Below are 23,438 nucleotides of genomic sequence, written 5' to 3'. Positions count from 1 at the left end.
TAGGGATACTGATCAATCCGCAATAGTTAAAGTTTCATTGGCTTTCCATAGCCTACTGCTTATAGACGCTCAATTCCTTCACGCGGGTGATCTTCTCGATGAGACCCGCGCCTTCCTCCATCAGGAAGCGTTTGAAGGCAACCGCAACCGGCGGCAGACGCTTGTTCTTCCGATGTACGACGTACCAGTTGAGCATGACAGGAAAGCTTTCGACGTCGAGTACGACCAGATGGCCGAGCTGCAATTCGAGACTGATCGTATGTGCGGACAGGAACGCGATGCCCATGCCGGCGATCACCGCCTGCTTGATCGTTTCGGTACTCTTGATCTCCATCGCGATCTTCAGATTGGCGAGACGGCCGGCAAAGCCTTCTTCCATCGAGTTCCAGGTGTCCGAGCCGCGTTCGCGCACGATGAAGGCCTCGCTCGCCAGCTGGCTCATCTTGATGTTGCGTTTGTGCGCGAGCGGATGCGTGGGCGCCGCCACGATCACATAGGGGTGCGGCGCGAACGGTTCGTTGGTCGCGTCGGTTTCGTGCGGCGGCCGCACCATCACCGCGAGATCGGTCTGGTTGGTCGCGAGTTGATGCAGCAGTTCTGCGCGATTGTGTACGGCGAGATTGAGCACGACGCCCGCGTAACGCCGCGTGAATTCGGCCAGCAGGCGCGGGAAAAAGTAGTCGCCGGCGCTGATCACCGCGACGTTCAGCTTGCCGCCGGAGACGCCCTTGAGCTGACTCATCGCCTCGTCGACTTCGTGGAACTGCTGAATGATCGCGCGGCTGTAGTGGAGCATCTCGGTGCCGGCCGGCGTCAGATAGATTTTTTTGCCGAGCTGCTCGAACAGCGGCAGCCCCGCGTGTTCCTCGAGTTGCCGGACCTGGGTGGAGACGGCGGGCTGCGTCAGATGCAATTCTTCCGCGGCACGCGAGAAGCTGAGGTGCCGCGCTACCGTTTCAAAGACCTTCAATTGCCGCAGAGTGGCATTGCGCATCGTCATGGCCGATGTATAAGCAAATATGAATCGACATAATAACAAACTTTAATTATTAGTTATTCAGCAATGACCCTAGCATGGGGCTGTATAAGAAGCGGAATTGCCGGTGCAGCACCCGGCGTTGTACTCGGCGCAGTACTCGGGTTAACGCTTGGATTCAAGGCATGGCAGGGGAAGCGGCGAAACGCCGATGCAGTGCCGATACTTAATTGATCGGAATAAAGAAATCGTCTGAAAAACGATGATTCAGGCAGGAACAGGCCTTAAAGAATTCGAATTAAAGACGCATATATTAAATATTCCCGAATGGCAAGGCTATTCGGGTCATAAGCATAAGGTGAGACGCATACAGTGCGGCGTGACGGCCGGCCGCACTCAATAAATAGCGGAGACAAGGCTCATGGACGATATCACTCGACAGACCACGACTCGCGTATTCTGGGCGAACCGCTGGTGGCAGCTCGTCATCGGCATGATGTGCATGGCATTGGTAGCCAATCTGCAATACGCATGGACGTTGTTCGTCACGCCGATGAATTCGCGGCATCACTGGGGTGAAGCATCCATTCAGCTCGCGTTCGCTATTTTCATTCTCACAGAAACATGGCTCGTGCCGGTGGAGGGCTGGCTGGTCGATAAATTCGGACCGCGCCCGGTGGTCGCCGGCGGCGCGGTATGCGCCGGCCTCGCGTGGGTGATGAACTCGTATGCGACGACCTTGCCGATGCTGTATGTTTCAGCGGTCATTGCCGGGATCGGTGCCGGCGGCGTGTACGGTACCTGTGTCGGCAACGCGTTGAAGTGGTTTCCGGATCGCCGGGGTCTTGCGGCCGGTTTGACTGCTGCAGGTTTTGGCGCGGGCGCGGCCGTCACCGTCATTCCGATCGCCAACATGATCACGCGCTCGGGCTATGAGCACACCTTCTTTTTCTTCGGCATCCTGCAGGGCGTCTGCATACTTTTGCTCGCGCTGCTGTTAAAGAAGCCGAATTTGAGCCTGCAAGCCGCACCGAAGAAGAAGTTCGCGGTCACCAAGGTCGATTACACGCCGGGCCAGATGATCAAGACACCGGTGTTCTGGGTGATCTATGTGTCGTTTGTCGCGGTGGCGGCGGGCGGCCTGATGGCGACCGCGCAAATCGGTCCGATCGCCAAAGACTGGGGGCTCGCACGCATTCCGATGACGATCTTCGGCATGACCCTGCCGCTGCTCACGGCCACGCTTTCCATCGACAATATCTGCAACGGCTTTACCCGCCCGCTGTGTGGTTTCATCTCCGACAAACTCGGCCGTGAGAACACGATGTTCGTGATCTTTATCGGCGAGGGCCTCGCATTGCTCGGCCTCATGCAGTACGGCACCAACCCGTATGCGTTCATGACGTTCGCCGCGTTGATCTTCCTGTTCTGGGGCGAAATTTTCTCGATCTTTCCCGCGATTTGCGCCGATACCTTCGGCAGCAAATATGCGGCGGCCAATGCGGGCACGCTGTACACCGCGAAGGGCACGGCCTCGCTGCTGGTGCCGATTGCTTCGGTACTGTCGGCCACAGGCGGCTGGAGTCTCGTCTTTATCGTTTCGGCCGTCGTCACGATTGCCGCGGGCATTTCGGCGAAGTTCATTCTTGCGCCAATGCGTTCACGCTGGATCGAAGCGCACAATGAGCCCCAGGGCGTGCTGGCCGTTGCCGGCAGCAAGGCCTCGCGGCTTAGCCACTGGCCTGAGCAATCGGGGGAATAGGGTGACCCATCTACACCCGGCAGTAACGTTATGAATGTTTCGCTGCAGCAACTCAAGGTGTTTGTCGCCGTCGCGCGTGAACGGAGCTTTACGCGCGCGGCGCGCGAGTTCGATCTGACGCAGTCGGCGGTGAGCCGTTGTGTGCGCGAACTTGAAGACGCCGTTGAATTGAAGCTGTTCGACCGCACCACGCGGCAGGTAGAACTGACTCATGCGGGCGCGAGTCTCGAGCGCAGAATCGGCCGCCTGCTCGATGAAATCGAATTGACGCTGCGCGAGGAGCGTGCCGCTTACGACGGACACACTGGCGTGGTCGTGCTGGCGAGCAATCCTGTGTTGTCGTCGAGTTGGGTGGCGCAGGGGCTGGCGCGTTGCGCGTCAGCGTTTCCCGAGCTGATCGTGTCCCTCCGAGATCAATCGCAAAGCTGCGTGCTCGCGAGTGTCGAACAGGGGGAAGTGGACTTCGGCGTGGTCTCGGTAGCGGAGCCTCTGGCCAGCGATCAGTTGCATGCGCAAGTGGTGTTCACGACGCCGCTGCATGTGGTGATGCCGCCCGCGCATCCGCTGGCGCGGCAAGCCAGCGTCGCATGGCATGCATTGCACGAGTGGGCGCTCGTCACGTTGAATGCCGACGCGGGTGTGCGCGCCGCGCTCGATCTTGCCTTCAACTCGCACGGCCTGAAGCGACGGCCCGTGCAGGAACTCGGCCATGTTGCGGCAGTGTCGCGCATGGTCGAATTGGGCCTTGGCGTTGGCGTTTTACCCGTCGATGGACATTGGCCCGCGCCCGGCGCGTCACTGGTGAGCCGGCCGCTGGTGCCCGAGATCAATCTGACGACGCTGCTCGTACATCGCCGCAATCGCTCCCTCAGACCCAACGCCGCAGCGGCCTGGGCGCAGTTTGCCGCGCTCGCCGGTGTGGCTTCGCCTGCCGCAGGCGCGGCGCCGGCCGATCCGCTGCCGGTCGGCCCACGCAATATCCCAAGCAAGGAGCTTCATGATGGAAACCGAAACCGATCTCAGGCGCCATGATTTGCTGGTCGACGGCAAGCGTTTGCCGCCTGGCACCGGCGAATATTCCATCGACATCAACCCGGCGACCGAAGAGCCGATTGCGCTGGTTGCACAAGGCAGCGCGGCCGATGTCGATACCGCGGTGCGCGCGGCGCGTGCCGCGTTGAAAGTATGGAACGCGATACGGGCAGCCGACCGGGGCCGCATACTGATGCGTCTCGCCGGCCTGATGCGCGCGAATCTGGACGAACTCGCGGCGCTCGAAAGCCTCGACGCCGGCAAACCTATCTCGGCGGTAATGCGCCAGGATATTCCGGCAGCGATCGATACGCTCGAATACTACGCAGGCTGGTGCGACAAGATCAACGGGCAGGTGGTGCCGGTACGTCCCGATGCCTTGACGTACACGCTGCGTGAACCTGTGGGCGTGGTCGCCGCGATCGTGCCGTGGAATTTCCCGCTGATGATCGGTATGTGGAAAATCGCGCCCGCGCTGGCATGCGGTTGCACGCTGATTGTCAAGCCCGCGGAGATTACGCCGCTGACCGCGTTGCGCCTCGGTGAACTCGCGCTCGAGGCGGGTGTTCCTCCGGGAGTACTGAACATCGTCACCGGCAAGGGGCGGGTGGTCGGCGATGCGCTGGTGGCGCATCCCGGCATCGACAAGGTGACCTTCACGGGCTCGCCTTCCGTGGGGCGGGGCATTCTGCAGGGCGCGGCCGGCAACTTCAAGCGCGTCACGCTCGAGCTCGGCGGCAAGTCGGCAAATCTGATCTTCCCTGATGCGAATCTCGACAATGCGGTGCGAGCCGCGGCGTCAGGCATTTTCTTCAACACCGGCCAGGTATGTTCGGCAGGCTCGCGGATTCTGGCTCACCGTGACGTTTACGACGAAGTGGTCGAGCGTCTCGCGGCACGTGCGAAGGCGATCAAGGTCGGCGATCCGGCTGCGCGCGAAACATCGATGGGCCCGCTTATTTCCGCGGCGCAGATGAAAACCGTGCTCGGCTACGTCGAGACAGGGCGCTCCGAGGGGGCATCGCTTGTGACCGGCGGCGTGCGAGTGGGCGAGCGCGGCTTCTTCGTCGAGCCGACGGTGTTCGCCAATGTCGAGCATGAAATGCGTATTTCGCAGGAGGAGATCTTCGGACCGGTGGCGAGCGTGATTCGCTTCAACGACGAAGCCGATGCGATCCGTATCGCCAATGGCACGTTGTATAGCCTTGCGGCTGGCGTATGGAGCGCGGATATCGGCCGCGTGCATCGGGTCGCGCGTGACCTGAGGGCGGGCACCGTGTGGATCAATACCTACGGCTACACCGATGTGCGATTGCCCTGGGGCGGTTCCGGCGATTCGGGCTTTGGCCGCGAGCACGGCGATGTGGCGATTGAAAACTTCACCGAGCCCAAGGCGGTGTGGCTGGCGATCGATCAATAGGGATGTGAAAAAGGATCGAGCGCGTGGCGTTCGATCCTTTTATGAGTCTTGTAAGACGCCGATCGAAGCGCCAACCGGCGCGGCGCTCAATCGCCCTGCAACGCCATCCGTTCGCGCAGCTTGATGAGGGCGAGCACGACGTCGATCGTCGGTGTGGGCTCGGCAACGAGATGGCCCATTTCCTGCACCACCGTCAGTAGCGGATCAATCTCCATTGGACGGCGATTCTCCAGATCGACCAGCGTCGAGGTCTTATGCGCGCCGACTGCACCCGCACCGTCGATGCGCTTCTCCACATCCACGCGAAAATGCACGCCGAACTGATCCGCGATGCGCTTGGCTTCCAGCATCATCGTGCGTGATACCGCACGCGTGCCGGGGTCGCTGGTGAGGATATCGAGTGTGGCGTGGGTCAATGCGCTGATCGGGTTGAAGCACAGATTTCCCCACAACTTGAGCCAGATTTCGTCGCGGATGTTGTCGCGGATCGGCGCGTCGAATCCTGCTGCCTGCATGATCTCGTGCAACTGCTGAATGCGCGGCGTGCGTTCGCCGCTCGGCTCGCCGATCGGAAATTTCTTGCCATACACATGCTTGATGACGCCAGGCTCGACGATCTCCGCAGCAGGGTACAGCACACAGCCAATCGCTCGTTCTGGTCCGAGTTTGGTCCATTGGCTGCCGTCCGGGTCGATGCTGGCGAGCCGCGTGCCGGCGAATTTTCCGCCGTGCTGATAAAAGTACCAATAGGGGATGCCGTTGACGCCGGTGACGATCGCCGTGTGCTTGCCGAGGAGCGGCTGCATCGCGTCGACTACGCCGGGCAGCGAGTGCGCCTTCAGCGTGATGATCACGAAGTCTTGCACGCCGAGTTCGCGCGGGTCGGACGTGCAGCGCACCGGCGCGCTGAACGTTTCGCCGTCCATGATCAGGCGTGCGCCGTGTTCGCGCATGGCGGCAAGATGCGCGCCGCGCGCGACGAAACTCACATCCGCGCCGGCCCGCGCCAGTTGCACGCCCATCAAACCGCCAATCGCTCCTGCTCCGAAGATACAGATCTTCATGATGCCGCCCCTATGACTATGAGAAGTCGCTTGTCCGATGCCGCGCATGGTCCTGCCGCGGCGGCGGGTCATTTTTCGAGCATAAAGGCGCAGGACGATTACTGACAGTTAAAGTTTCTGCGACCGTGCATTAGCTATTGTTTATGGTTGCACGAACTGCCGACTGCCATTCGGGTTTCAACGGTGCGAGAAGGCGTCGTACAACCGAGGTGTTGCTGGGCAGATAATTCGGAAAGCTGACTATCAAGCTTTGAGTTCAGGCGCTTTATGTCCGCCGAACCAGCAGAAAACTCACACCGATTGCCGCCAGAAACGTCCCGCAGCAGCGATTGAACCACCGGCGAACCTTCGCGCGAACCAGCCATTTGCCAAGGTGCATGCCGGCCCACGAATACAGCGCGATCGCCACCCATTCGAGTACCAGAAAGCTTGCGCCGAGCACCGCGAACTGCGGCAGCATCGGTTTGGCGATGTCGACGAACTGCGGCAAAAATGCGGTGAAAACCAGAATCGCTTTCGGATTGCCCGCGGCCACCAGGCACTCCTGCCGTGCAATCCGCCAGAGCGATGCGTCGTCCTGTTGAATCGTATCGATGGCCGGCGCGTCGCTGCGCCACAACTGGATGGCAAGCCAGATCAGATAGGCGGCGCCGGCCAGTTTGATCGCCAGAAAGAACCACTCGGATGCGTGCAGCACGACGGCGAGGCCAGTCGCAGCCAACACCAGCATCAACGCGAACGCAACCAGCCGGCCGGTGCCGCCGACGAAAGCCGTCATGAAGCCGTGACGCGCTGCAACGTTGATGGATAGAAGATTATTCGGGCCGGGCGCGAGGTTGATGGCGAAGCAGGCGGGCAGGAAGAACAGCCAGGTGGTGATAGACATGACGGCTCGCACGGAGGTGGGGACAGGGTTGCCGAATCGGGCACGCAAGATGGCAGGCGTCAGCGGCGCTTCAATTCTGCGCGATTTTGCGTTCCCCTCGATATTTCCCGATTGTAGCGAACCGGCGGACGGCGCCGATTCAGTCCGTCCGCTCAATTCACCGAGTTGACGAAGCCTGGATCGCTGATCAACGCTTCGACACTCAGTTTGACCGTGTCTTCGATAGCGATGGTATTACTCGTGAATTTGGGCGATTTCTGCCGGACCGTCTTGGTGGTTGAGAACACAACCTTCTGGGTCGTGGCATCGGTCACGATATAGCGCATTTTCAGCGTCCAGAACGCCGGCGACCGCGCGTCGTCCACGGTGAACTTCTCGATGCTGCCGCTCAGCACCTTCCTGCCTTCGACGAGATGAAAGCCCGCGACCTGCAAGCTGCTGGCAATGCTGTTGCGCACGGTCTCGTTGATGTCGCTTTTTAGCACGATGCCGGTCATCGCCGTGTTTTCGATCCGGTTCGGCGACACCTGGCCGGTGCTAGCGGGCACGTAGGCGAAATCGCGCGCGGGCGCGACACTCAGCCAGCCGGTTGAATGCGCGGCTGCGCGCGGTGGGCAATTCAGGCCGAACCACGACCAGGAGCAGGCGGACAGCATCAACGGCAGTGCGACGACGCCGCAACCCTTGAGTACGGTGGATCTCAGGCCCGGACGCATGGGATCGAGCGATGGCCGCAGAGACTGACTCTGTTGCGGCGACTCGGGCGCTGTGCTGGAAAAAGCGGCGGTCGAGGTCAGAGGAATTGCCTTTTAGGTTGAGTCATTCCGGTACAGAGCAGCATGGTAACAGCGAGCCGATCCCGCGCATCTTCTTAGTTGGGTCATTACCTGGATCAGGGGCCGGAATGCTCGAACAATTGAAGCAGCCCGCTCCGGGGCAACACGATCAAAAGAACCCGGCTTTCCCCTGAGTCATATCTACCAGGGCTAGCCGGGCATCATCTACCGCGTTGACGGGCAGGCGGACAGTTATCTTCACCAGCATCCCGTAGGCACTGTCCACAAGTCCGTAACCTTCAGCCTCGATCCATCTCCTCACCTTCGCTTCATCGGCATAGCTCACTTCGACGATCAGCGTGACCTGGGCAATCCTCTCCACCCGCGGCGCGTCCAATAGAACCGAAGCAATCGCATCGGTATACGCTCGCACCAGCCCGCCGGCGCCCAGCTTCACGCCGCCGTAATACCGCACGACGGCGGCCAGCACGCCGTCCAGATCGTGATGCCGCAGCACTTCGAGAATCGGCCGGCCCGCGGTGCCGGACGGCTCGCCGTCGTCAGACATGCCTGACTGGCCACCTGCCAGCAGCGCCCAGCAGACATGCGTCGCGCCAGGATGCTCGTCGCGCAGACGCCGCAATTCGGCCATCGCGGCGTCGCGGTCGGCGACCGGTATCGCGTGCGCGATGAAACGGCTCTTGCGAATATCGAGTTCCGCGGAAAGCGGCGCGGGCAAGGTGTAGGTGGGCAAGGCAAAGACTTCAGTGGATGAAAAAATGCGGGCCGCATGCGGAGCGCAGGCGGCCCTGTGCTCGCAATGGTAACGGATCGTCGGCGGGGAATCGCCGAACGATCTACAATCGTCCGCTGAACGCGCGCCTGTCCGCTGAACCGGGCGCGCCACCCAGGAGACAACATGCTTGATCTTTCTACGCTAGGAACCTTCGTTGCCGTTGTACTCGGGCTCTTTCTGATTCCCGGTCCGGCCGTTCTGCTGGTTTTGACCCGCACGGTGCATGGTGGGCGCAAGGCCGGCATACTCACTGGTCTCGGCGTCGCCGCTGGCGATTTCATCCACACGTTGGGCGCCGCGATTGGCCTGTCGGCCTTGCTGATGACGTCGGCGCTCGCTTTCAATGCCGTGAAAATCGTCGGCGCCGCCTATCTCGTCTATCTGGGCATTCGCGCCTTGCGCGAAAAGCAGGCGAGCGCGCATTTGCCGGCTGTCGCGCCGGTATCCGCCTCCAAGGCCTTCTTTCAGGCGATCCCTGCCGAAGTGCTGAACCCCAAGACCGCGCTGTTTTTCCTCGCGTTCCTGCCGCAGTTCGTTCGCCCCGAGCACGGTTCTTCGTTCCTGCAGTTCACGACGCTCGGCTTGATCTTCGTCGGCATGAGCGCGCTTTATACAACGCTGATCGTGCTGACGATTCGTCCGTTGGGCAAACTCGTCAAGCGCCTGACATGGCTTAGCCGCTGGCAAAACAAGATTATCGGCGTGCTGTTCATTTCGCTCGGCCTGCGCGTCGCCACGCAAACGCGCTGATTCTGCGGCATAGACGGCCGCACACCGATTTTTCGTTCGGTGCGCGGAAACACGCTGCCGCACTCGAACTAGATATTCCGGCGCTGCCGCCTCAGGCGGCCTTCGCGAGCGTATTCCATCTGGCCCTCGGTGCGCACGGCGAGCTTTTCCTGTTCGGCGCGACTCATCTGCCGCGTATCGTCGATGTCACCCACACGCAGCACCTCCTGCGCGATCCGTATGCGTAACGTCATGAGTGGTTCGCCGCGTTCGACCAGCGTGCGGTCGGCGGCGCGCGCCTGCTGGACGCCGCTGTCGATCAGGTTGCGCAACTCCAGCAGCGTGAGCCGCTGTCGTTGGATTTCGAGGATGAGCCGCTGGATGGCCTGCTCGTCATGCGTGCGCCACCAGGCGCGCAGTTCGGCGAGAGTGGGAGGGTCGAAGGGAGGAAGGCGCATTGTTCAGACGAAAATTACTGTATATATGCACAGTATATCCCGTCTTTTTATGGAACCGCGTGGCGCGCGTTGACCTGCTCGTACCCCTTACAGCAGGGTGCGTTACAACGCTCAGGCGAGCGCGAGCATGATGGAGGTGGAAACCACGATGATGAAAAGACAGGTGGCGGTAATCAAGTCGTACGGATAGCTCATATCGGAACCGTAGCGTGTCGGGCGGAAACGCCCATCATAGGCAAAACCGTTCCCCGTGACTGTCAAGCATTGCAAAGGTGGCTACCCTCGGCCGCCTATGATCCGGGCGGAAACCGAACGACGCGAGCGAAACACTTTCCGCCTAGCGTCCACGTCCCTTCGCTGTGGTTTTAATCGTTGCCGGCACAGGTGACGCGCCCGCATTGCCACATATCAACGCCACGCCCGCAATCGCCGTCGCCCGTAGCGACGCGCGCGAATCGCCCGCGCGGGCGCGCAACGCGAGGCTGTGCAAAATCGCCGACGCGATCTTCGCGAGGAGAAGTGGTTGCGCATCGGCGGCCAGTTCGCCCGCGGCCTGCGCCAGCTTGAAGCGTTTCTCGAAGGCCTTGTCGTAGGTGCGTAGTCCCTCGGCTAGCGCCGCGCGGACTTCGGCGTCATCCACCGCTTCGACCGCGGCGGTGCCGATCATGAAGCAGCCGAGCGGATCGCCGTCGGCAGGCAGGTACCACGCGAGCGCGCCGTCATAAACGCGCAGCAGGGCCTGCGGCAATGACAGGTCTTCGCCGAGTGCATGAACCATCGCGAGCCGGCCGGCCTCGATATAACGTTCGAGCGTGGTCAGATACAACGCATGTTTGTCGCCGAATGCACCGTACAGACTCGGGCGGTTCATACCGGTCGCAGTGCTCAATTGATCCAGCGAGGTGCCCGCATAGCCGCTGCGCCAGAACACGTCTCTTGCATCGGCGAGCGCCTGGTCGGAATCATAGGCACGCGGCCGGCCGCGCGGGCGGACTTCTTTTTTTGTACTGGTCTGCATAAAAATATGGCGGAAGTGATTTATATGCAATATAGTACAAAAACACCAACGACAGGGGATTCCCCATGGATCTGTACTTCTCGCCGCTCGCTTGTTCACTGGCCACCCGAATCGCGTTGTACGAGGCGGGGGCACAGGCTGGGTTCATTCAGGTCGACACGAAGTCTAAACAGTTGTCGGACGGCTCGGACTTCTATCCGATCAGTCCGCTCGGGCAGGTGCCGGTGCTGCGCACGGATGAAGGCTGGCTGTTGACCGAAAACACGGCGATCCTGCCGTATGTGGCCGATCATTTTCCGGTCGCACGGCTTGCGCCTGCCGCGGGCACGGCACAGCGCGCGCGCTTGCAGCAATGGCTGGGTTTTATCAGTACGGAGTTGCACAAGGCGGTGTTCGTGCCGCTGCTCGATGCGCGCGCGCCCGAAGACGTGAAGCGCTATGCGCGCGACAAGGCCGCATTGCGGCTAGGCGTTCTGCAGGATCATCTGGCGCAAAGCGAGTATCTGCTCGACGCGTTCAGCGTGGGCGACGCGTATCTGGTCACCGTGCTGAACTGGGCGTCGCATGGCGGCATCGATCTGTCGCAATGGCCGGCGGTGGCGGCTTACTACAAGCGCTTGATGCAGCGGCCGAGTGTCGCAAAAGCCGCAGGGGAGGAATTCGCCCTGTTTGAGGAGGAAATGGCGAAGCGCGCGAAAAACTGAGGGCAGGTTGCCGGCAACAGGATCAATCGTCGCCGTGCTGGCAGAAGCGGCGGCCCGGAATGTGCGACACGACCGCCTGTGCGATTTCGAGTGGCGTGCTTTCCGCGGGCACCACGCGGCGGCTCGATTCGGGGGTGTGCTTCATGGTCCATTCGACGAGTCTGTACGAGCGTCCCCAAGGGGGCTGCAAGGGGTCCGAGACCTTGCACGAGTGGATCTGGCGCACCCATTCGTTGCCGGGCATCGCGCGCAGATGCTCGAATACCGTGTCTTCCACCATCGTTTGACTCCTTCTTCGCAGGCATGCTTTCCATCTATCGGCGCGTCGGCGACATCCCTTGAGAAAAAAAGCGCCGCCGATGTTCTGGCGGCTCAACAGGGGATGTTGGGTGCCATAGTTACAGGTAAGAATTAAGCCAAACTTAAGATCACGCTCAAAATTCCCGCGCTTGATCCCTCTGCATGATCGCCCTGTTAAAGCGCCGATTTGCGTACCTGGTGATCCAACCCTCAAGACCTCGCGGAATTGGCCGTTATTACAGCGGTTGGGGCCGCCGACCCCGCTTCGCCTCCGGGCCCGCATCAATAACGTGACGAATCTCGCCCAAACGCCGCTTTCAGACCGACTGCGCTCGCTCGTCGACACCGTGCAGCACAACGAGCGCACGCTGCGCCGTTTCCAGAACGTCGAATTGAGATTGATCGGCGCACAGGATTTCGCGTCGTTTCTCGACACGCTGTTCAGCCATCTGCCGAAGGAATTCTCGCTGGCGAGCGTGACGTTGTGGCTCGACGACCGCGCGCCGATGCTGCTCGAACTGCTCGATCCGGGCGCTCTGGATGCGCTCGACCAGCCCAATCTGAGAACGTCACGCGAAGGAGGACTCGCAGCCCTTGGTTTGTGCGACGAAGGACGGCCGTGGCTGGGCAAACTTGGCCAACTGGATGAAACGGCGCGCCGCGCATTCTTCGGCGACGCCGACACGCCGGCGAGCGCGATCTTGCTGCCGCTTGCCGCGGGCGACACTGTGAGCGGCTATCTATGCTTGTGCAGCGACGATCCGGCGCGTTTCGCGGAAGGCATGCCCACGGATATCCTGGAACGCTTTGCGAGCATCGTCACGGCGAGTCTCGACAATGTCGCGCATCGCGAGCGGCTCAAGCAACTCGGTATGACCGATTCGCTGACTGGCCTCGCCAATCGCCGCTACTTCGATGAACGGCTGCGCGAGGAAATCATGCGCGCGGTTCGGTATGGCGTGCCTGTTGCATGTCTTTTCATCGATATCGACAGCTTCAAGCGGATCAACGACACCTACGGCCATCAGACCGGCGACCGCGCGCTGGCGGCAGTGGCGGCCTGCGTGCGGCAGCAGGTGCGGTTGGGCGACACCGTGGCGCGCTACGGCGGCGAAGAGTTCACCGCGCTGCTGCAAGGCGATCGGGCCGATGCGCTGACGGTCGCCGAGCGCGTGCGGCTGGCTGTCGAAAGGTTGGATTTGCAGGACGACCACGGCGAACGCATTGCGTTGACTGTGTCGATCGGCGTGGCGGCGCGCACGCTTGCCGGTGCGCCTGCCGACGCGGCCGTGCACGGCCACGCGATGATGGAAGAAGCCGATCGGGCGATGTACCAGGCCAAACGCAATGGCCGTAACCGCATCGAGGCGTTGGCGAAAGCGGGCAGCGATCACGCGCGACGCTAACCTTCGCTGTTGGTGTAACGAACTGCGCCGCGCGATTCACGGAGTAGCGGCTCCTCACGCGTCCGGCGGCACCCCCAGCAATTGCAGCGCTCCACCCGTTACCGCGCCGAACACCGGGCCGGCCACCGTCCCACCATAGAACGCCTTGCCGGCCGGGTCGTCGATCATCACGGCGACGACCAGCCGTGGGTCACTCATCGGCGCCATGCCGACAAACAGCGCGCGGTAACGGTTTTTCGCGTAAGTCGCGCCGACCTGTTTGCGCGCCGTGCCGGTTTTGCCGCCGATCCGGTAGCCTTCCACCGCCGCTGCGCGCCCCGTGCCGCCAGCGCCGGTAGCCATTTCAAGCATCGAGCGGATCGCGCGCGCGGTGGCGGGCGTTGTGACTGCATGGCCCTTATCCACGGCCTGCGCCGCGCCACTCGTACTCGCGGTGCCGTCCGCGCTTTTGTCTGTCCGCAACAGACTCACGTGATGCATGGTGCCGTCGCCGGCATAGGCGGTATAGACCTGCGCGATCTGCAGTAGCGAAGTGGACAGGCCGTAGCCATACGCCATCGTCGCCTGTTCGATCGGACGCCAGCGTTTGTACGGACGCACCTTGCCCGAAGCGACGCCCGGAAAGGTCAACTCGGGCCTCAATCCAAGCCCGTATTCCTGATACTTGTTCCAGATCGTTTCAGCAGGCAGATTCAGTGCGAGCTTGGCAAGCGCGATATTGCTCGATTTCTGCACGGCTTCGGCGACGGTCATCGCGCCATGATTCGACGTGTCGTGAATCACCGCCGGGCCGATCTTGTACCAGCCCGGTGCGGTATCGATGATGCTTTGCGGCCGCACCTTGCCCTCGTCGATCGACAGCGCGACGACGACCGGCTTGATCGTCGAGCCCGGCTCGAAGGTGTCGACGACCGCGCGATTGCGCAGTTGCCGCCCGGTGAGCCGCGCGCGGTCGTTCGGATCGAAGCTCGGATAGTTGGCGAGCGCGAGAATCTCGCCGTTGCGCGCGTCAAGCACGACCACGCTGCCGGCCTCGGCGTGATGTTTGGCGATGGCGTCCTTCAGTTGTGCGTAAGCGAGTTGCTGGATGCGCCGGTCGATCGTCAGGTGGATGGTGTCGCCGTTCTGAGCGGGCACGAGCGGCCGGGTCTCGGACACCACCCGGCCCAGGCGGTCGCGAATTACTTCGCGCTGGCCCGGCACGCCGAGCAGTTGCTCGTTGGCGGCGAGTTCGACGCCTTCCTGGCCGTTGTCCTCGATATCCGTGAAGCCGACCACGTGCGCCGCCGATTCTCCTTCGGGATAGAAACGCTTCGAATCGGCGATCTGCGTGATGCCGGCGAGACCCAGTTTGTTGAGATGATCGGCGGTGTCGGCATCCACCTGGCGCTTGAGCAGCACAAAGGTTTTGTCGCCGTTCAGACGCCGCCGCAGTTCCGCCAGCGGCAGGTCGAGCAGCTTCGAAAGCGGTGCGAACGAGGCTTCGTCGAGCAGCTTGGGCGAGGCCCAGATCTCGTAGGTCGCGAGACTGACAGCGAGCATCGAGCCGTTGCGGTCGACGATGCGTCCACGCGTCGCATCGAGTTCGAGCGTGCGCTGATAGCGTTTTTGCCCCTGATCGACGTAGAAGTCCTGATTGACCACCTGCACCCAGAACGCGCGCGCCGCCAGCGAGGCGAACGCGCCGAACACCAGCAGGACGACAAGTTTCGAACGCCACATCGGCAGGCGTGCGGCCAGCAACTGGTTCTTCGCGACGGGCGCGTACGGATCGTGCGACTGCGATTTCTTCTTTTGGATCATGAGTGGGGGTAACGAACAGCAGTGCGAGGGCGAGAAACCGGCGAGGCCGATGTCCTGTTGCGCGTGACTGTCGAGCGTGCTCCTCGAGCGAAAGCCACACGCGCGCGGCGTGCAGCGGGATTAGCCTGCGCCGCCCGAATCGGCGGCGGTGAATACCTTGAGTTGCCAGCGAAACCGCACGGCCAGCATGCGTACCGCGAAACCGACTGCCAGCACAACGATCGAGGCCGGCGCCGGCGCCACGTCGCAGGCTTGTAATGCGACGTACAGCGCACCTGCGCCGAGCGCGATGCTGGCGTACAACTCCTCACGCAACACGAGCGGCATCTGATTGCACAACAGGTCGCGCAGCATGCCGCCGCACACGCCGGTAATCGCCCCGGCCAGCAGACGATCGCCGGGCTGACGTCCAGCGTCGCGGCGACGTTGCAACCGATAACAGTGAACGCGATCAGGCCGATTGCGTCGACCGTGACGAACAGCCGTTGCCAGTTGCGCAGCCATTTGGCGCTGGCCGCGGCAACCGACGCTGCCCCGATTGTAATCAGAACGTAATCTGGATGCGAGATCCATGCAAGGGGATAGTGGCCGAGCAGCACGTCGCGCACTGTGCCGCCGCCGAGCGCGGTGACGGTGCCGACGAGGCACAGGCCGAAGCGGTCCATGCCGCGGCGCATGCCCATCAATGCGCCAGACATGGCTTCGGCGATGATCGCCACGAGGTAGAGGAGGTGGAGCAACATGACGGCGAACCCTGATGGGACGGCGCTCGCGAGAGAAAAGGCTCCGCATGGGAGCTTGCCGCGAGGGCGCGTTGGAAAGCGGCCATTATCGGAAGCGGCGGGTCCTGATAAAAATGCCTTAAGCCGAATTCGGCGATGCCAAATTCGGCTTAACCTGGTTGCGGAATCGGGCGCGGTAAGCGTTCGCGGAACACAAAAAAGCCGCGTGGACTTGAAAAATCCGCGCGGCTGGCTCGTTCGATTAATGCGTCGACTCCGACGCGGCGTGTTAAAGAGGCGCTCCCTGCCTGTCGAGCGCCTTCTTTTTTTCTGCGCCTCTTCTGCTTATGTTCCGCTGCCTGAAAAGACCCGGCAGCCTCATGCCGGCAGAGCGAAACTCGAGATTGCCTCGCGCAACACGCCCACCTGATCCTTCAGCGAATGGGCAGCTGCGGCGGCTTCTTCGACGAGCGCGGCATTTTGCTGCGTGACCTGATCCATTTCGCCGACTGCGCGATTGACCTGTTCGATGCCCGCGCTCTGTTCGCGCGACGCGTTGCTGATTTCCTCGAGGATTTCGTTCACGCGGCGCACCGACTGCACGATCTCGCCCATGGTCGAACCGGCGTTGGCGACCAGTGACGCGCCGGCCTCGACGGTATGGGTGGACGTTTCGATCAACGCCTTGATTTCCTTCGCGGCCGTGGCCGAGCGTTGCGCGAGGCTGCGTACTTCCGCGGCGACCACCGCGAAGCCGCGACCCTGTTCGCCCGCGCGTGCCGCTTCGACCGCTGCGTTGAGCGCGAGGATGTTGGTCTGGAACGCGATGCCGTCGATCACGCCGATGATGTCGCCGATCTGCCGCGAGCTGGTGGTGATTTCGCCCATCGTGCGTACCACGTCGTCGACGACGCGGCTGCCGCGCGTGGCCACATCCGCCGCCTGACCGGCGAGTTGCGCCGCTTGCAGTGCGCTGTCCGCGTTCTGTTTCACGTTGACCGTCATCTGATCCATGCTCGACGCCGTTTCGACGAGTGCCGCGGCCTGTTCCTCGGTGCGTTGCGACAGATCCGTGTTGCCGGCGGCGATTTCGGTTGCGCCGATATTGATGTTTTCAGTGCCGAGGCGCACACGCGAAACCGTATCGACGAGACCGGCCTGCATGGTGTGGAGCGCGTGCAAGAGACTGCCGCCGGTGTCGTTCGCCTGCAGCGGCACGCGCGTGGCGAGGTTGCCGCTTGCCATCAGTTGAGTCGCTTCGACCGCGACTTCGAGATCGCCGCCGAGCGTGCGACGGATGCTGCGCAACACCAGCAGCATGACGGTCGTGGCGATCGCGCCGAGCGTCAGGGTGATGACGAGCCAGCGCAGCAGGTTGGCGTAGAACGCGCGCTGCACGTCGTCCATGTACATGCCGGTGACGAGATACCAGTCCCATGGCTCGAAGTGGCGCGAGAAGCTGGTTTTCGCCACGGGTTTGTCGCTGCCGGGCTTGGCCCACAGATAGTCGACATAGCCGCCGCCCTCGTGATTGCCTGCGGTGACGATATCCGTGAACAGATGATTGCCGGCCGGATCGGTGAATTGCGCCATGTTCTTGCCGACCAGTTCCGGCTTGATCGGGTGCATTAGCATGACCGATTGCGAGTTGTTGACGGAGATGTAGCCGTCCTTGCCATAGCGCATGGCGGCTATCGTATCGAGCGCCTGCTTTTTGGCTTCGTCTTCGGTGATCGTGTGCTGCTGGGCGAGGGTGTAGTAGCGGTTGACGATGTGATTGGCCTGGTCGATCAACGCGACGAGTTGATCGCGGCGATCCGAGATCATCGAGGCGCGGTTTTGCCATGCGCCGAAGCCGCCAATCAGGATCAGGCCGGTCCAGAGGACCGCGATCATTGAGGCTAGTTTTTTGTTCAGAGTCATAGCAATGGGCTTTTTGCTTTCGCTTTCGCGAGGTGGTCGGTCAGGGCAGGCACTTCGCTTTTCGCGCTTTGCTTTTTCGCTTGCAGCGAGTGGCTTGTTGCTGACTGTGTTTACGGCTTGTTTTTCTTTGCTCCGCAGGGGAGGGGAAACCCGCTGTTTTATTTGTCTGACTATATGGGGGTTATGTTTTGGTTTTTTGCCTGCGCGGCGCTTTTGTTCGTTTTCTTGAGGCTTTGGGCTTTCCTTGATCTGGCTTTGGTGCCTCTCCTTGTATTGTTAGTGGTCTATTAGCGTTGCCCCTGTGCGGGGCGGCACCTACTTTTCTTTGCTTGCCGCAAAGAAAAGTAGGCAAAAGAAAGCGGCTCAAACCGCTAATGCTAAGCGGGAACGTGGCCTGCAAGTGGTAGTGGCTCCGTGGAATCCGTGTTCTCGCACATTCGGCGTTAGTGACAAAGGACTCATCAGCTCCCACTTCGCACTACGTGCGTCGCGGACTGGTATGCCTGGGAAACCAGGGGCTTCGGTTGGCGTAGCGGGGGCCGTCGGCTTCGCCTCGGCGACGCGCTCCTGCATTCACCCGGGAACCCCCACTTCGAATGATTTGTCGGTGCCCCGCAATTACGGCTGCGGCGGTGCAAGGACGAGCCACGGGCCCGGTGGCGAGGCACGAGCGTGAAAACGTAGCGGGTGGTTTTAAGAAGTGCTCTTCGGCGCGCGCAGCGCCGCCGGAAGTATGACGCCCTTGTCACAGGCGTATGCAGGTGCACGAACACAGATTCCAGATGCACCACTACCCGCTGCAAACCACGGGCCCCACTTAGCATTGGCGGTTTGAGCCGCTTTCTTTTGCCTACTTTTCTTTGCGGCAAGCAAAGAAAAGTAGGTGCCGCCCCGCACAGGGGCAACGCTAATAGACCACTAACAATTCAAGGAAAGGCACCAAAGTCAGAACAAGGAAAGGCCAAAACCCTAAGAACACGGACAAAAAGCGCCACCCCGCACAGGGGCAAACTCTAATACCCCAATAACTTAATTAATACAGAATCAGAATAAACAAAGAAAATACAAAAAGACAAAAATCAAATAAGAAAAACGAAAAATCGACCCCAAACCCCAAGCCCCGCAGGGCCCAATCACATTCCTCCACATAACGCCAAAAAAATCCAAACCAAAACCCCTCTGCATGAAATGCAAAAAACAACACATTTCCCCACTTAACAGCAACATCAAAAATCCCCCAATACCACTCCAACACCGAATAAAAACGATTTCAGCTATAGTCGCCATTTTCCAGTACCAGCCGGGCAAAAAAAGAGCATCAATAAGCCCGCCACCAGGAGTAAAGAAAATGAACGCCCGCGAACCTGCTTTCGTCTCCGCTTCCCGCAGCGCGCGTCTGCGCCAGATGCTCGTCAGCAACGAACTCGAATTCATGATGGAGGCCCACAACGGTCTCTCCGCCCGTATCGTCCGTGAAGCCGGCTTCAAGGCGATCTGGGGTTCGGGTCTCGCGATCTCCGCCCAATTCGGCGTGCGCGACAACAACGAAGCCAGCTGGACGCAAGTCGTCGACAACCTCGAATTCATGGCCGACGCCAGTGATCTGCCCATCCTCCTCGATGGCGACACCGGCTACGGTAACTTCAACAACGTGCGACGTCTCGTGCGCAAGCTCGAACAACGCGGCATCGCCGGCGTCTGCATCGAAGACAAGCAATTCCCGAAAACGAATAGCTTCATCAACGGCGAAGCGCAGCCGCTCGCCGATATGGACGAGTTCTGCGGCAAGATCAAAGCCGGTAAAGACTCGCAGTCGGATGAAAATTTCTCGATCGTCGCGCGCGTCGAAGCACTGATCGCCGGCTGGGGTATGGACGAGGCACTGCGTCGGGCGGAAGCCTATCGGCAAGCAGGCGCGGATGCGATCCTGATTCACAGCAAGCTCTCGCGTCCCGATGAAATCCTCGAGTTCGCGCGCGAGTGGGCCGGCCGCGGGCCGCTCGTCATCGTGCCGACCAAGTACTACAGCACGCCCACCGAAGTGTTCCGCGAAGCCGGCATCAGCACGGTCATCTGGGCGAATCATCTGATCCGCGCTGCAACTTCGGCCATGCAGGCCGTCGCCAAGGAAATTCATTCGAGCGAAACGCTCGTCAACGTCGAAGACAGCATCGCCGCCGTCAACGAAATCTTCCGTCTGCAAGACGCCGACGAATACTCGGAAGCCGAAGACCGCTATCTGTCGAGCGGACGCTCGGCGGGCTCCGCCATCGTGCTCGCGGCAAGCCGCGGCAAAGGCCTCGAAGCCGTCACCGAAGATCGTCCGAAAGTCATGCTGCCGATCGCGGGCAAGCCGCTGTTGCGCTGGCTCATCGATGCGTTCAAGAAACAGAGCGTCAATGACATCACCGTGGTCGGCGGTTATCGCGCCGATGCGATCGATACGGCCGGCATCAAGCTGGTCGTCAACGAACGTCACGCGCAAACCGGCGAACTGGCATCGCTCGCCTGTGCGGTCGACCGGGTCGCGGGCGACAAGCTCGCGGGCGATACGGTCATCTCCTACGGCGACCTGCTGTTCCGCAGCTACATTCTGCGCGACCTGGTCGAGAGCGAAGCCGCGTTCAGCGTGGTGGTTGATTCGTCGCTGACCGATGCGGAAAACGCCAGCGTGCGTGACTTCGCATGGTGCTCGGCAGCCGACGATCGCGGGCTGTTCGGCAACAAGGTCACGCTGCGTCATGTGTCGAGCGGGCAGGAGGCCTCGTCGGCCATCGCTTCGCAAATGCCGCATGGCCGCTGGGTCGGTCTGCTGAATGTACGCGGCGAGGGGCGTGAGCGTTTGCAAGCGGTACTCGGCAAACTGCAGGCGCGCCCGGACTTCGATTCGCTCGATATGCCCGCGCTGCTGAACGCGCTGATCGAAGCGGGTGAATCGATCGAAGTGCAATACGTGCATGGCCACTGGCGCGGTGTGAATGACCTGGAAGACTTCCGTCGTGCCGGCGATTTCGCGCATGCGCAAGCGCCGTTCGCGGCGGCGGCCGACAACCGGAACGACGCAGCCAGCGGAGCCGCGCAATGATCGAGGCGGCACAGTTCGTCGAGGCGGCGCGTGAGCGCGGCTTCGACTGGTATGCAGGTGTACCGTGCTCATATCTGACGCCGTTCATCAACTACGTGTTGCAGGACGAATCGCTGCATTACGTCTCGGCAGCCAATGAAGGCGATGCGGTTGCGTTGATCGGCGGCGTCACGCTCGGCGCGCAGAACGGCCGGCGCGGCATCACGATGATGCAGAACTCCGGCCTCGGCAATGCCGTGAGTCCGTTGACCTCGCTCACGTGGACCTTCCGTCTGCCGCAACTGTTGATTGTGACGTGGCGCGGGCAACCCGGCGTCGCGGACGAACCGCAGCACGCGCTGATGGGCCCGGTTACGCCCGCGATGCTCGATACGATGGAGATTCCGTGGGAGACCTTCCCGACCGAGGCTGACGCGATCGGCGCCGCGTTGGATCGCGCGATTGCTCACATGGATGAAACCGGCCGGCCGTACGCGCTCGTGATGCAGAAGGGCAGCGTGGCGCCGTACGAGTTGAAAGAAGGCGCCGCCGGCGCTCGCCGCGTGCCGGTCGCGCCGCGTTCGCAATTCAGAAACGTCGCGGCGAATGAATTGGCTTCGCGTCACGACGCGCTGCAGAAAGTCATCGCGCACACGCCGCTCGAATCGACGGTGGTGCTTGCGTCGACCGGATTTTGCGGCCGCGAACTCTATGCAATCGACGACCGTCCCAACCAGCTTTACATGGTCGGCTCGATGGGTTGCGTAACGCCGTTTGCGCTGGGTCTGGCGCTTGCGCGTCCCGACCTGCACGTGGTCGCACTCGACGGAGATGGCGCCGCGCTGATGCGCATGGGCGCATTCGCGACGCTCGGCGCGTACGGCCCGTCGAATCTCACACATGTACTGCTCGATAACGGCGCGCACGACTCGACTGGCGGCCAGGCGACGGTGTCGTCGCAAGTATCGTTTGCGGGTGTCGCCGCGGCGTGCGGTTATGCGTCGGCGGTCGAAAGCGACGACCTCGACGTGATCGACGAACTGTTCGAAACCGCGCCGTCGCCCCATGGTCCGCGCTTCGCCCGACTGGCGATTCGCCGCGGTACGCCCGATGGCCTGCCGCGTCCCACTATCACCCCGCCCGATGTGAAGACGCGCCTGATGCGCCACATCGGCGCCACTTAAGGAGTGCGCTCAATGCTGCTGCTCAATCCCGGCCCGGTGACGCTCACCGAACGCGTCCGCAACAGCCTGTTGCAAACGGATCTGTGTCACCGCGAAAGCGAGTTTTTCGACTTGCAGGAAGAGGCGCGCACGCGTCTGGTCGATCTGTACGGTCTCGACGCAAGCGAATGGCAAGCGGTCTTGATGACCGGTTCCGGCACGGCTGCTGTCGAAAGTATGACCGCCGCGCTGGTGCCGCAAAACGGCAAGCTGCTGGTTGTGGAAAACGGCGTGTACGGCGAGCGTATTTCGCAGATCGCCACGCAATACGGCATCGGGCATGAGTCGCTGAAACACGACTGGATGCAGGCGCCGGATCTCGCGAAGATCGCCGAACGCCTCGACGCGGACAAAGCATTCACTCACGTCGCCGTGATTCATCACGAAACGACAACCGGCCGTCTGAACGATCTGCAGGCGCTCGGCGCGCTGTGCCGTGAACGCGGTCTGCGTTTGCTGGTGGACGGCGTGAGCAGCTTCGGCGCGGAAGCGATCGATTTCGCCGACGCGAGTCTCGACGCCGTTGCGGCGACCGCGAACAAGTGTCTGCATGGCGTGCCGGGCGCGTCGTTCGTGCTGGTGCGGCGCGCGGCGCTCGCGCAGGCGGCGAGCCGCACGTATTACCTGGACCTCGGGCGCCTCGCGCGTTTGCAGGATCAACGCAATACGCCGTTCACGCCGTCGGTCCATGCGTATTACGCGCTGGTCGAAGCGCTGCGCGAACTCGCCGACGAAGGCGGCTGGCAGGCGCGCCACGCGCGTTACGCGGCGCTCGCCGAGCAGGCTCGCGCGGGCCTGGCCGAGCGGGGCATCGGCAGCGTGTTGCCGCCGGAGCAATCGTCGGTGGTGCTGCGTGCGTATCGCTTGCCGGACGGCGTGGCGTACCCGCAACTGCACGACGCGCTGAAGGCACGCGGCTTCGTCATTTATGCCGGCCAAGGCGGCTTGTCGGCCGAACTGTTCCGCATCTCGACGATGGGCAACATCCACGCCGCCGACATCGACCGTCTGCTGCAAGGTTTTAGCGAGCTGACGCGCTGAAGCACGCGATCATTCGCGCGTGCCCTCATGCTCCGGTAGCGATCCGGTAATACGTGCACGGTGGTGGCGTCACACCGGGTCTTTGTCCGGCGGTCCATCGGGCCGCTGCGGCTCCTCGGTGTGATGACCCGGCGACGGCGGCACGAGCGGATCGGCTTCCGGATCCCGGTTCGGATCGGCGTTCGGGTCGGGAATCGGGCTGGTATGCATGTCGTAGCTCATTGCATCACCTTTGAGTTGGGAGGCGAACGGAAAGCGGGCGGTACGGCCGCTGTCGGTCGAGTTCACCCACACGCCAGCCGTTTCCTTCTAGCGTAGGCGATCCAGCACGCCGC

Annotated in this window: 20 protein-coding genes and 1 pseudogene; 9 read left to right on the top strand and 12 right to left on the bottom strand. The window is 61.7% G+C overall.

Annotation, left to right across the window (positions count from 1 at the left end; all coding sequences use genetic code 11):
• Positions 1-52: 52 nt before the first annotated feature.
• The gene (locus PQQ86_RS33195) at positions 53-1,000 is read right to left on the bottom strand and encodes a LysR family transcriptional regulator (RefSeq protein ID WP_093632996.1); all 948 of its coding nucleotides are present in this window, start codon (positions 998-1,000) and stop codon (positions 53-55) included.
• A 397-nt stretch (positions 1,001-1,397) separates the two neighbouring features.
• On the opposite strand from PQQ86_RS33195, the gene oxlT reads away from it, so the two are divergent.
• Genes oxlT through PQQ86_RS33180 form a run of 3 tightly spaced genes read left to right on the top strand, consistent with a single transcriptional unit; the run spans position 1,398 to position 5,190 of the window.
• Positions 1,398-2,738, top strand: coding sequence for an oxalate/formate MFS antiporter (gene oxlT, locus PQQ86_RS33190; RefSeq protein ID WP_408276863.1), 1,341 nt, complete (start codon positions 1,398-1,400; stop codon positions 2,736-2,738).
• Between the two features lie 30 nt (positions 2,739-2,768).
• Entirely contained in the window at positions 2,769-3,770 is a 1,002-nt protein-coding gene (locus PQQ86_RS33185; RefSeq protein ID WP_408276861.1) for a LysR family transcriptional regulator, read from the top strand.
• On the top strand, positions 3,739-5,190 hold the full coding sequence (locus PQQ86_RS33180) for an aldehyde dehydrogenase family protein (protein WP_408279419.1): 1,452 nt from the start codon (positions 3,739-3,741) through the stop codon (positions 5,188-5,190). Before PQQ86_RS33185 ends, PQQ86_RS33180 begins: the two co-directional genes overlap by 32 nt.
• A gap of 86 nt (positions 5,191-5,276) precedes the next feature.
• Here the strand turns inward: PQQ86_RS33180 and PQQ86_RS33175 are convergent, their stop codons facing one another.
• From PQQ86_RS33175 to PQQ86_RS33160, 4 genes are all read right to left on the bottom strand, one after another.
• On the bottom strand, positions 5,277-6,254 hold the full coding sequence (locus PQQ86_RS33175; protein WP_408276858.1) for a 2-dehydropantoate 2-reductase: 978 nt from the start codon (positions 6,252-6,254) through the stop codon (positions 5,277-5,279).
• 265 nt (positions 6,255-6,519) lie between these two features.
• Positions 6,520-7,140 carry a LysE family translocator gene (locus PQQ86_RS33170; protein ID WP_154563583.1) on the bottom strand — a complete coding sequence of 207 codons (621 nt, stop codon included), beginning with the start codon at positions 7,138-7,140 and terminating at the stop codon, positions 6,520-6,522.
• A 152-nt stretch (positions 7,141-7,292) separates the two neighbouring features.
• Positions 7,293-7,856, bottom strand: a complete 564-nt coding sequence (locus PQQ86_RS33165) for a hypothetical protein (RefSeq protein WP_408276855.1) — start codon at positions 7,854-7,856, stop codon at positions 7,293-7,295.
• A 229-nt stretch (positions 7,857-8,085) separates the two neighbouring features.
• Positions 8,086-8,670 (bottom strand): IMPACT family protein, encoded by a 585-nt coding sequence (locus PQQ86_RS33160; protein WP_408276852.1) that lies wholly within the window; start codon positions 8,668-8,670, stop codon positions 8,086-8,088.
• 165 nt (positions 8,671-8,835) lie between these two features.
• Here PQQ86_RS33160 and PQQ86_RS33155 point away from each other — a divergent pair, with 165 nt between their 5' ends.
• Entirely contained in the window at positions 8,836-9,462 is a 627-nt protein-coding gene (locus tag PQQ86_RS33155) for a LysE family translocator (RefSeq protein ID WP_408202939.1), read from the top strand.
• 68 nt (positions 9,463-9,530) lie between these two features.
• Here the strand turns inward: PQQ86_RS33155 and PQQ86_RS33150 are convergent, their stop codons facing one another.
• Entirely contained in the window at positions 9,531-9,899 is a 369-nt protein-coding gene (locus PQQ86_RS33150) for a hypothetical protein (protein WP_408276849.1), read from the bottom strand.
• A 337-nt stretch (positions 9,900-10,236) separates the two neighbouring features.
• Positions 10,237-10,917, bottom strand: coding sequence for a TetR/AcrR family transcriptional regulator (locus PQQ86_RS33145; protein WP_408276847.1), 681 nt, complete (start codon positions 10,915-10,917; stop codon positions 10,237-10,239).
• A 65-nt stretch (positions 10,918-10,982) separates the two neighbouring features.
• On the opposite strand from PQQ86_RS33145, the gene PQQ86_RS33140 reads away from it, so the two are divergent.
• A complete protein-coding gene (locus PQQ86_RS33140; protein ID WP_408276844.1) occupies positions 10,983-11,621 on the top strand; it encodes a glutathione binding-like protein in 639 nt (212 codons plus the stop codon).
• Between the two features lie 22 nt (positions 11,622-11,643).
• Here PQQ86_RS33140 and PQQ86_RS33135 read toward each other — a convergent pair whose 3' ends face one another.
• The gene (locus PQQ86_RS33135) at positions 11,644-11,901 is read right to left on the bottom strand and encodes a DUF2866 domain-containing protein (RefSeq protein ID WP_093632986.1); all 258 of its coding nucleotides are present in this window, start codon (positions 11,899-11,901) and stop codon (positions 11,644-11,646) included.
• Positions 11,902-12,211: 310 nt separating this feature from the next.
• Here PQQ86_RS33135 and PQQ86_RS33130 point away from each other — a divergent pair, with 310 nt between their 5' ends.
• Complete coding sequence (locus tag PQQ86_RS33130; RefSeq protein ID WP_408276841.1) at positions 12,212-13,327, top strand: GGDEF domain-containing protein; 1,116 nt, start codon at positions 12,212-12,214, stop codon at positions 13,325-13,327.
• A 54-nt stretch (positions 13,328-13,381) separates the two neighbouring features.
• On the opposite strand, the gene PQQ86_RS33125 is transcribed toward PQQ86_RS33130, so the two are convergent.
• The 3 genes and pseudogenes from PQQ86_RS33125 to PQQ86_RS33115 all read right to left on the bottom strand — a co-directional run bounded on the left by PQQ86_RS33125 (position 13,382) and on the right by PQQ86_RS33115 (position 17,775).
• Complete coding sequence (locus tag PQQ86_RS33125; protein WP_408276839.1) at positions 13,382-15,130, bottom strand: peptidoglycan D,D-transpeptidase FtsI family protein; 1,749 nt, start codon at positions 15,128-15,130, stop codon at positions 13,382-13,384.
• Positions 15,131-15,250: 120 nt separating this feature from the next.
• A pseudogene (locus PQQ86_RS33120) lies at positions 15,251-15,873 on the bottom strand (trimeric intracellular cation channel family protein).
• 357 nt (positions 15,874-16,230) lie between these two features.
• Entirely contained in the window at positions 16,231-17,775 is a 1,545-nt protein-coding gene (locus PQQ86_RS33115; protein WP_408276836.1) for a methyl-accepting chemotaxis protein, read from the bottom strand.
• A gap of 1,348 nt (positions 17,776-19,123) precedes the next feature.
• Between PQQ86_RS33115 and aepX the strand changes: the two genes are divergently transcribed.
• Genes aepX through PQQ86_RS33100 form a run of 3 tightly spaced genes read left to right on the top strand, consistent with a single transcriptional unit; the run spans position 19,124 to position 23,103 of the window.
• Positions 19,124-20,860 carry a phosphoenolpyruvate mutase gene (aepX, locus tag PQQ86_RS33110; RefSeq protein WP_408276833.1) on the top strand — a complete coding sequence of 579 codons (1,737 nt, stop codon included), beginning with the start codon at positions 19,124-19,126 and terminating at the stop codon, positions 20,858-20,860.
• Positions 20,857-22,023 carry a phosphonopyruvate decarboxylase gene (aepY, locus tag PQQ86_RS33105; RefSeq protein WP_408276829.1) on the top strand — a complete coding sequence of 389 codons (1,167 nt, stop codon included), beginning with the start codon at positions 20,857-20,859 and terminating at the stop codon, positions 22,021-22,023. Before aepX ends, aepY begins: the two co-directional genes overlap by 4 nt.
• A 12-nt stretch (positions 22,024-22,035) precedes the next feature.
• The gene (locus tag PQQ86_RS33100) at positions 22,036-23,103 is read left to right on the top strand and encodes a 2-aminoethylphosphonate aminotransferase (RefSeq protein ID WP_408276827.1); all 1,068 of its coding nucleotides are present in this window, start codon (positions 22,036-22,038) and stop codon (positions 23,101-23,103) included.
• 69 nt (positions 23,104-23,172) lie between these two features.
• Here the strand turns inward: PQQ86_RS33100 and PQQ86_RS33095 are convergent, their stop codons facing one another.
• Positions 23,173-23,397 (bottom strand): hypothetical protein, encoded by a 225-nt coding sequence (locus PQQ86_RS33095; RefSeq protein WP_054038882.1) that lies wholly within the window; start codon positions 23,395-23,397, stop codon positions 23,173-23,175.
• Positions 23,398-23,438: the final 41 nt, after the last annotated feature.

Source organism: Paraburkholderia sediminicola (genome assembly GCF_046026675.1).
In the GTDB taxonomy this organism is placed as follows: domain Bacteria; phylum Pseudomonadota; class Gammaproteobacteria; order Burkholderiales; family Burkholderiaceae; genus Paraburkholderia; species Paraburkholderia sediminicola_F.
The sequence above is the reverse complement of the archived record's forward strand: the minus strand, read 5'-3'. Positions and strand labels throughout refer to the sequence as shown.

What these genes read in the sequence shown, in the direction of transcription:
- oxlT (WP_408276863.1), top strand. Translation starts at nt 1,398, where the DNA reads ATGGACGATATCACTCGACAGACCACGACTCGCGTATTCTGGGCGAAC.
- aepY (WP_408276829.1), top strand. Translation starts at nt 20,857, where the DNA reads ATGATCGAGGCGGCACAGTTCGTCGAGGCGGCGCGTGAGCGCGGCTTC.
- PQQ86_RS33165 (WP_408276855.1), bottom strand. Translation starts at nt 7,856, where the DNA reads ATGCGTCCGGGCCTGAGATCCACCGTACTCAAGGGTTGCGGCGTCGTC.
- PQQ86_RS33145 (WP_408276847.1), bottom strand. Translation starts at nt 10,917, where the DNA reads ATGCAGACCAGTACAAAAAAAGAAGTCCGCCCGCGCGGCCGGCCGCGT.
- PQQ86_RS33135 (WP_093632986.1), bottom strand. Translation starts at nt 11,901, where the DNA reads ATGGTGGAAGACACGGTATTCGAGCATCTGCGCGCGATGCCCGGCAAC.
- PQQ86_RS33100 (WP_408276827.1), top strand. Translation starts at nt 22,036, where the DNA reads ATGCTGCTGCTCAATCCCGGCCCGGTGACGCTCACCGAACGCGTCCGC.
- PQQ86_RS33170 (WP_154563583.1), bottom strand. Translation starts at nt 7,140, where the DNA reads ATGTCTATCACCACCTGGCTGTTCTTCCTGCCCGCCTGCTTCGCCATC.
- PQQ86_RS33180 (WP_408279419.1), top strand. Translation starts at nt 3,739, where the DNA reads ATGGAAACCGAAACCGATCTCAGGCGCCATGATTTGCTGGTCGACGGC.
- PQQ86_RS33125 (WP_408276839.1), bottom strand. Translation starts at nt 15,130, where the DNA reads ATGATCCAAAAGAAGAAATCGCAGTCGCACGATCCGTACGCGCCCGTC.
- aepX (WP_408276833.1), top strand. Translation starts at nt 19,124, where the DNA reads ATGAACGCCCGCGAACCTGCTTTCGTCTCCGCTTCCCGCAGCGCGCGT.
- PQQ86_RS33140 (WP_408276844.1), top strand. Translation starts at nt 10,983, where the DNA reads ATGGATCTGTACTTCTCGCCGCTCGCTTGTTCACTGGCCACCCGAATC.
- PQQ86_RS33115 (WP_408276836.1), bottom strand. Translation starts at nt 17,775, where the DNA reads ATGACTCTGAACAAAAAACTAGCCTCAATGATCGCGGTCCTCTGGACC.
- PQQ86_RS33185 (WP_408276861.1), top strand. Translation starts at nt 2,769, where the DNA reads ATGAATGTTTCGCTGCAGCAACTCAAGGTGTTTGTCGCCGTCGCGCGT.
- PQQ86_RS33155 (WP_408202939.1), top strand. Translation starts at nt 8,836, where the DNA reads ATGCTTGATCTTTCTACGCTAGGAACCTTCGTTGCCGTTGTACTCGGG.
- PQQ86_RS33195 (WP_093632996.1), bottom strand. Translation starts at nt 1,000, where the DNA reads ATGACGATGCGCAATGCCACTCTGCGGCAATTGAAGGTCTTTGAAACG.
- PQQ86_RS33150 (WP_408276849.1), bottom strand. Translation starts at nt 9,899, where the DNA reads ATGCGCCTTCCTCCCTTCGACCCTCCCACTCTCGCCGAACTGCGCGCC.
- PQQ86_RS33175 (WP_408276858.1), bottom strand. Translation starts at nt 6,254, where the DNA reads ATGAAGATCTGTATCTTCGGAGCAGGAGCGATTGGCGGTTTGATGGGC.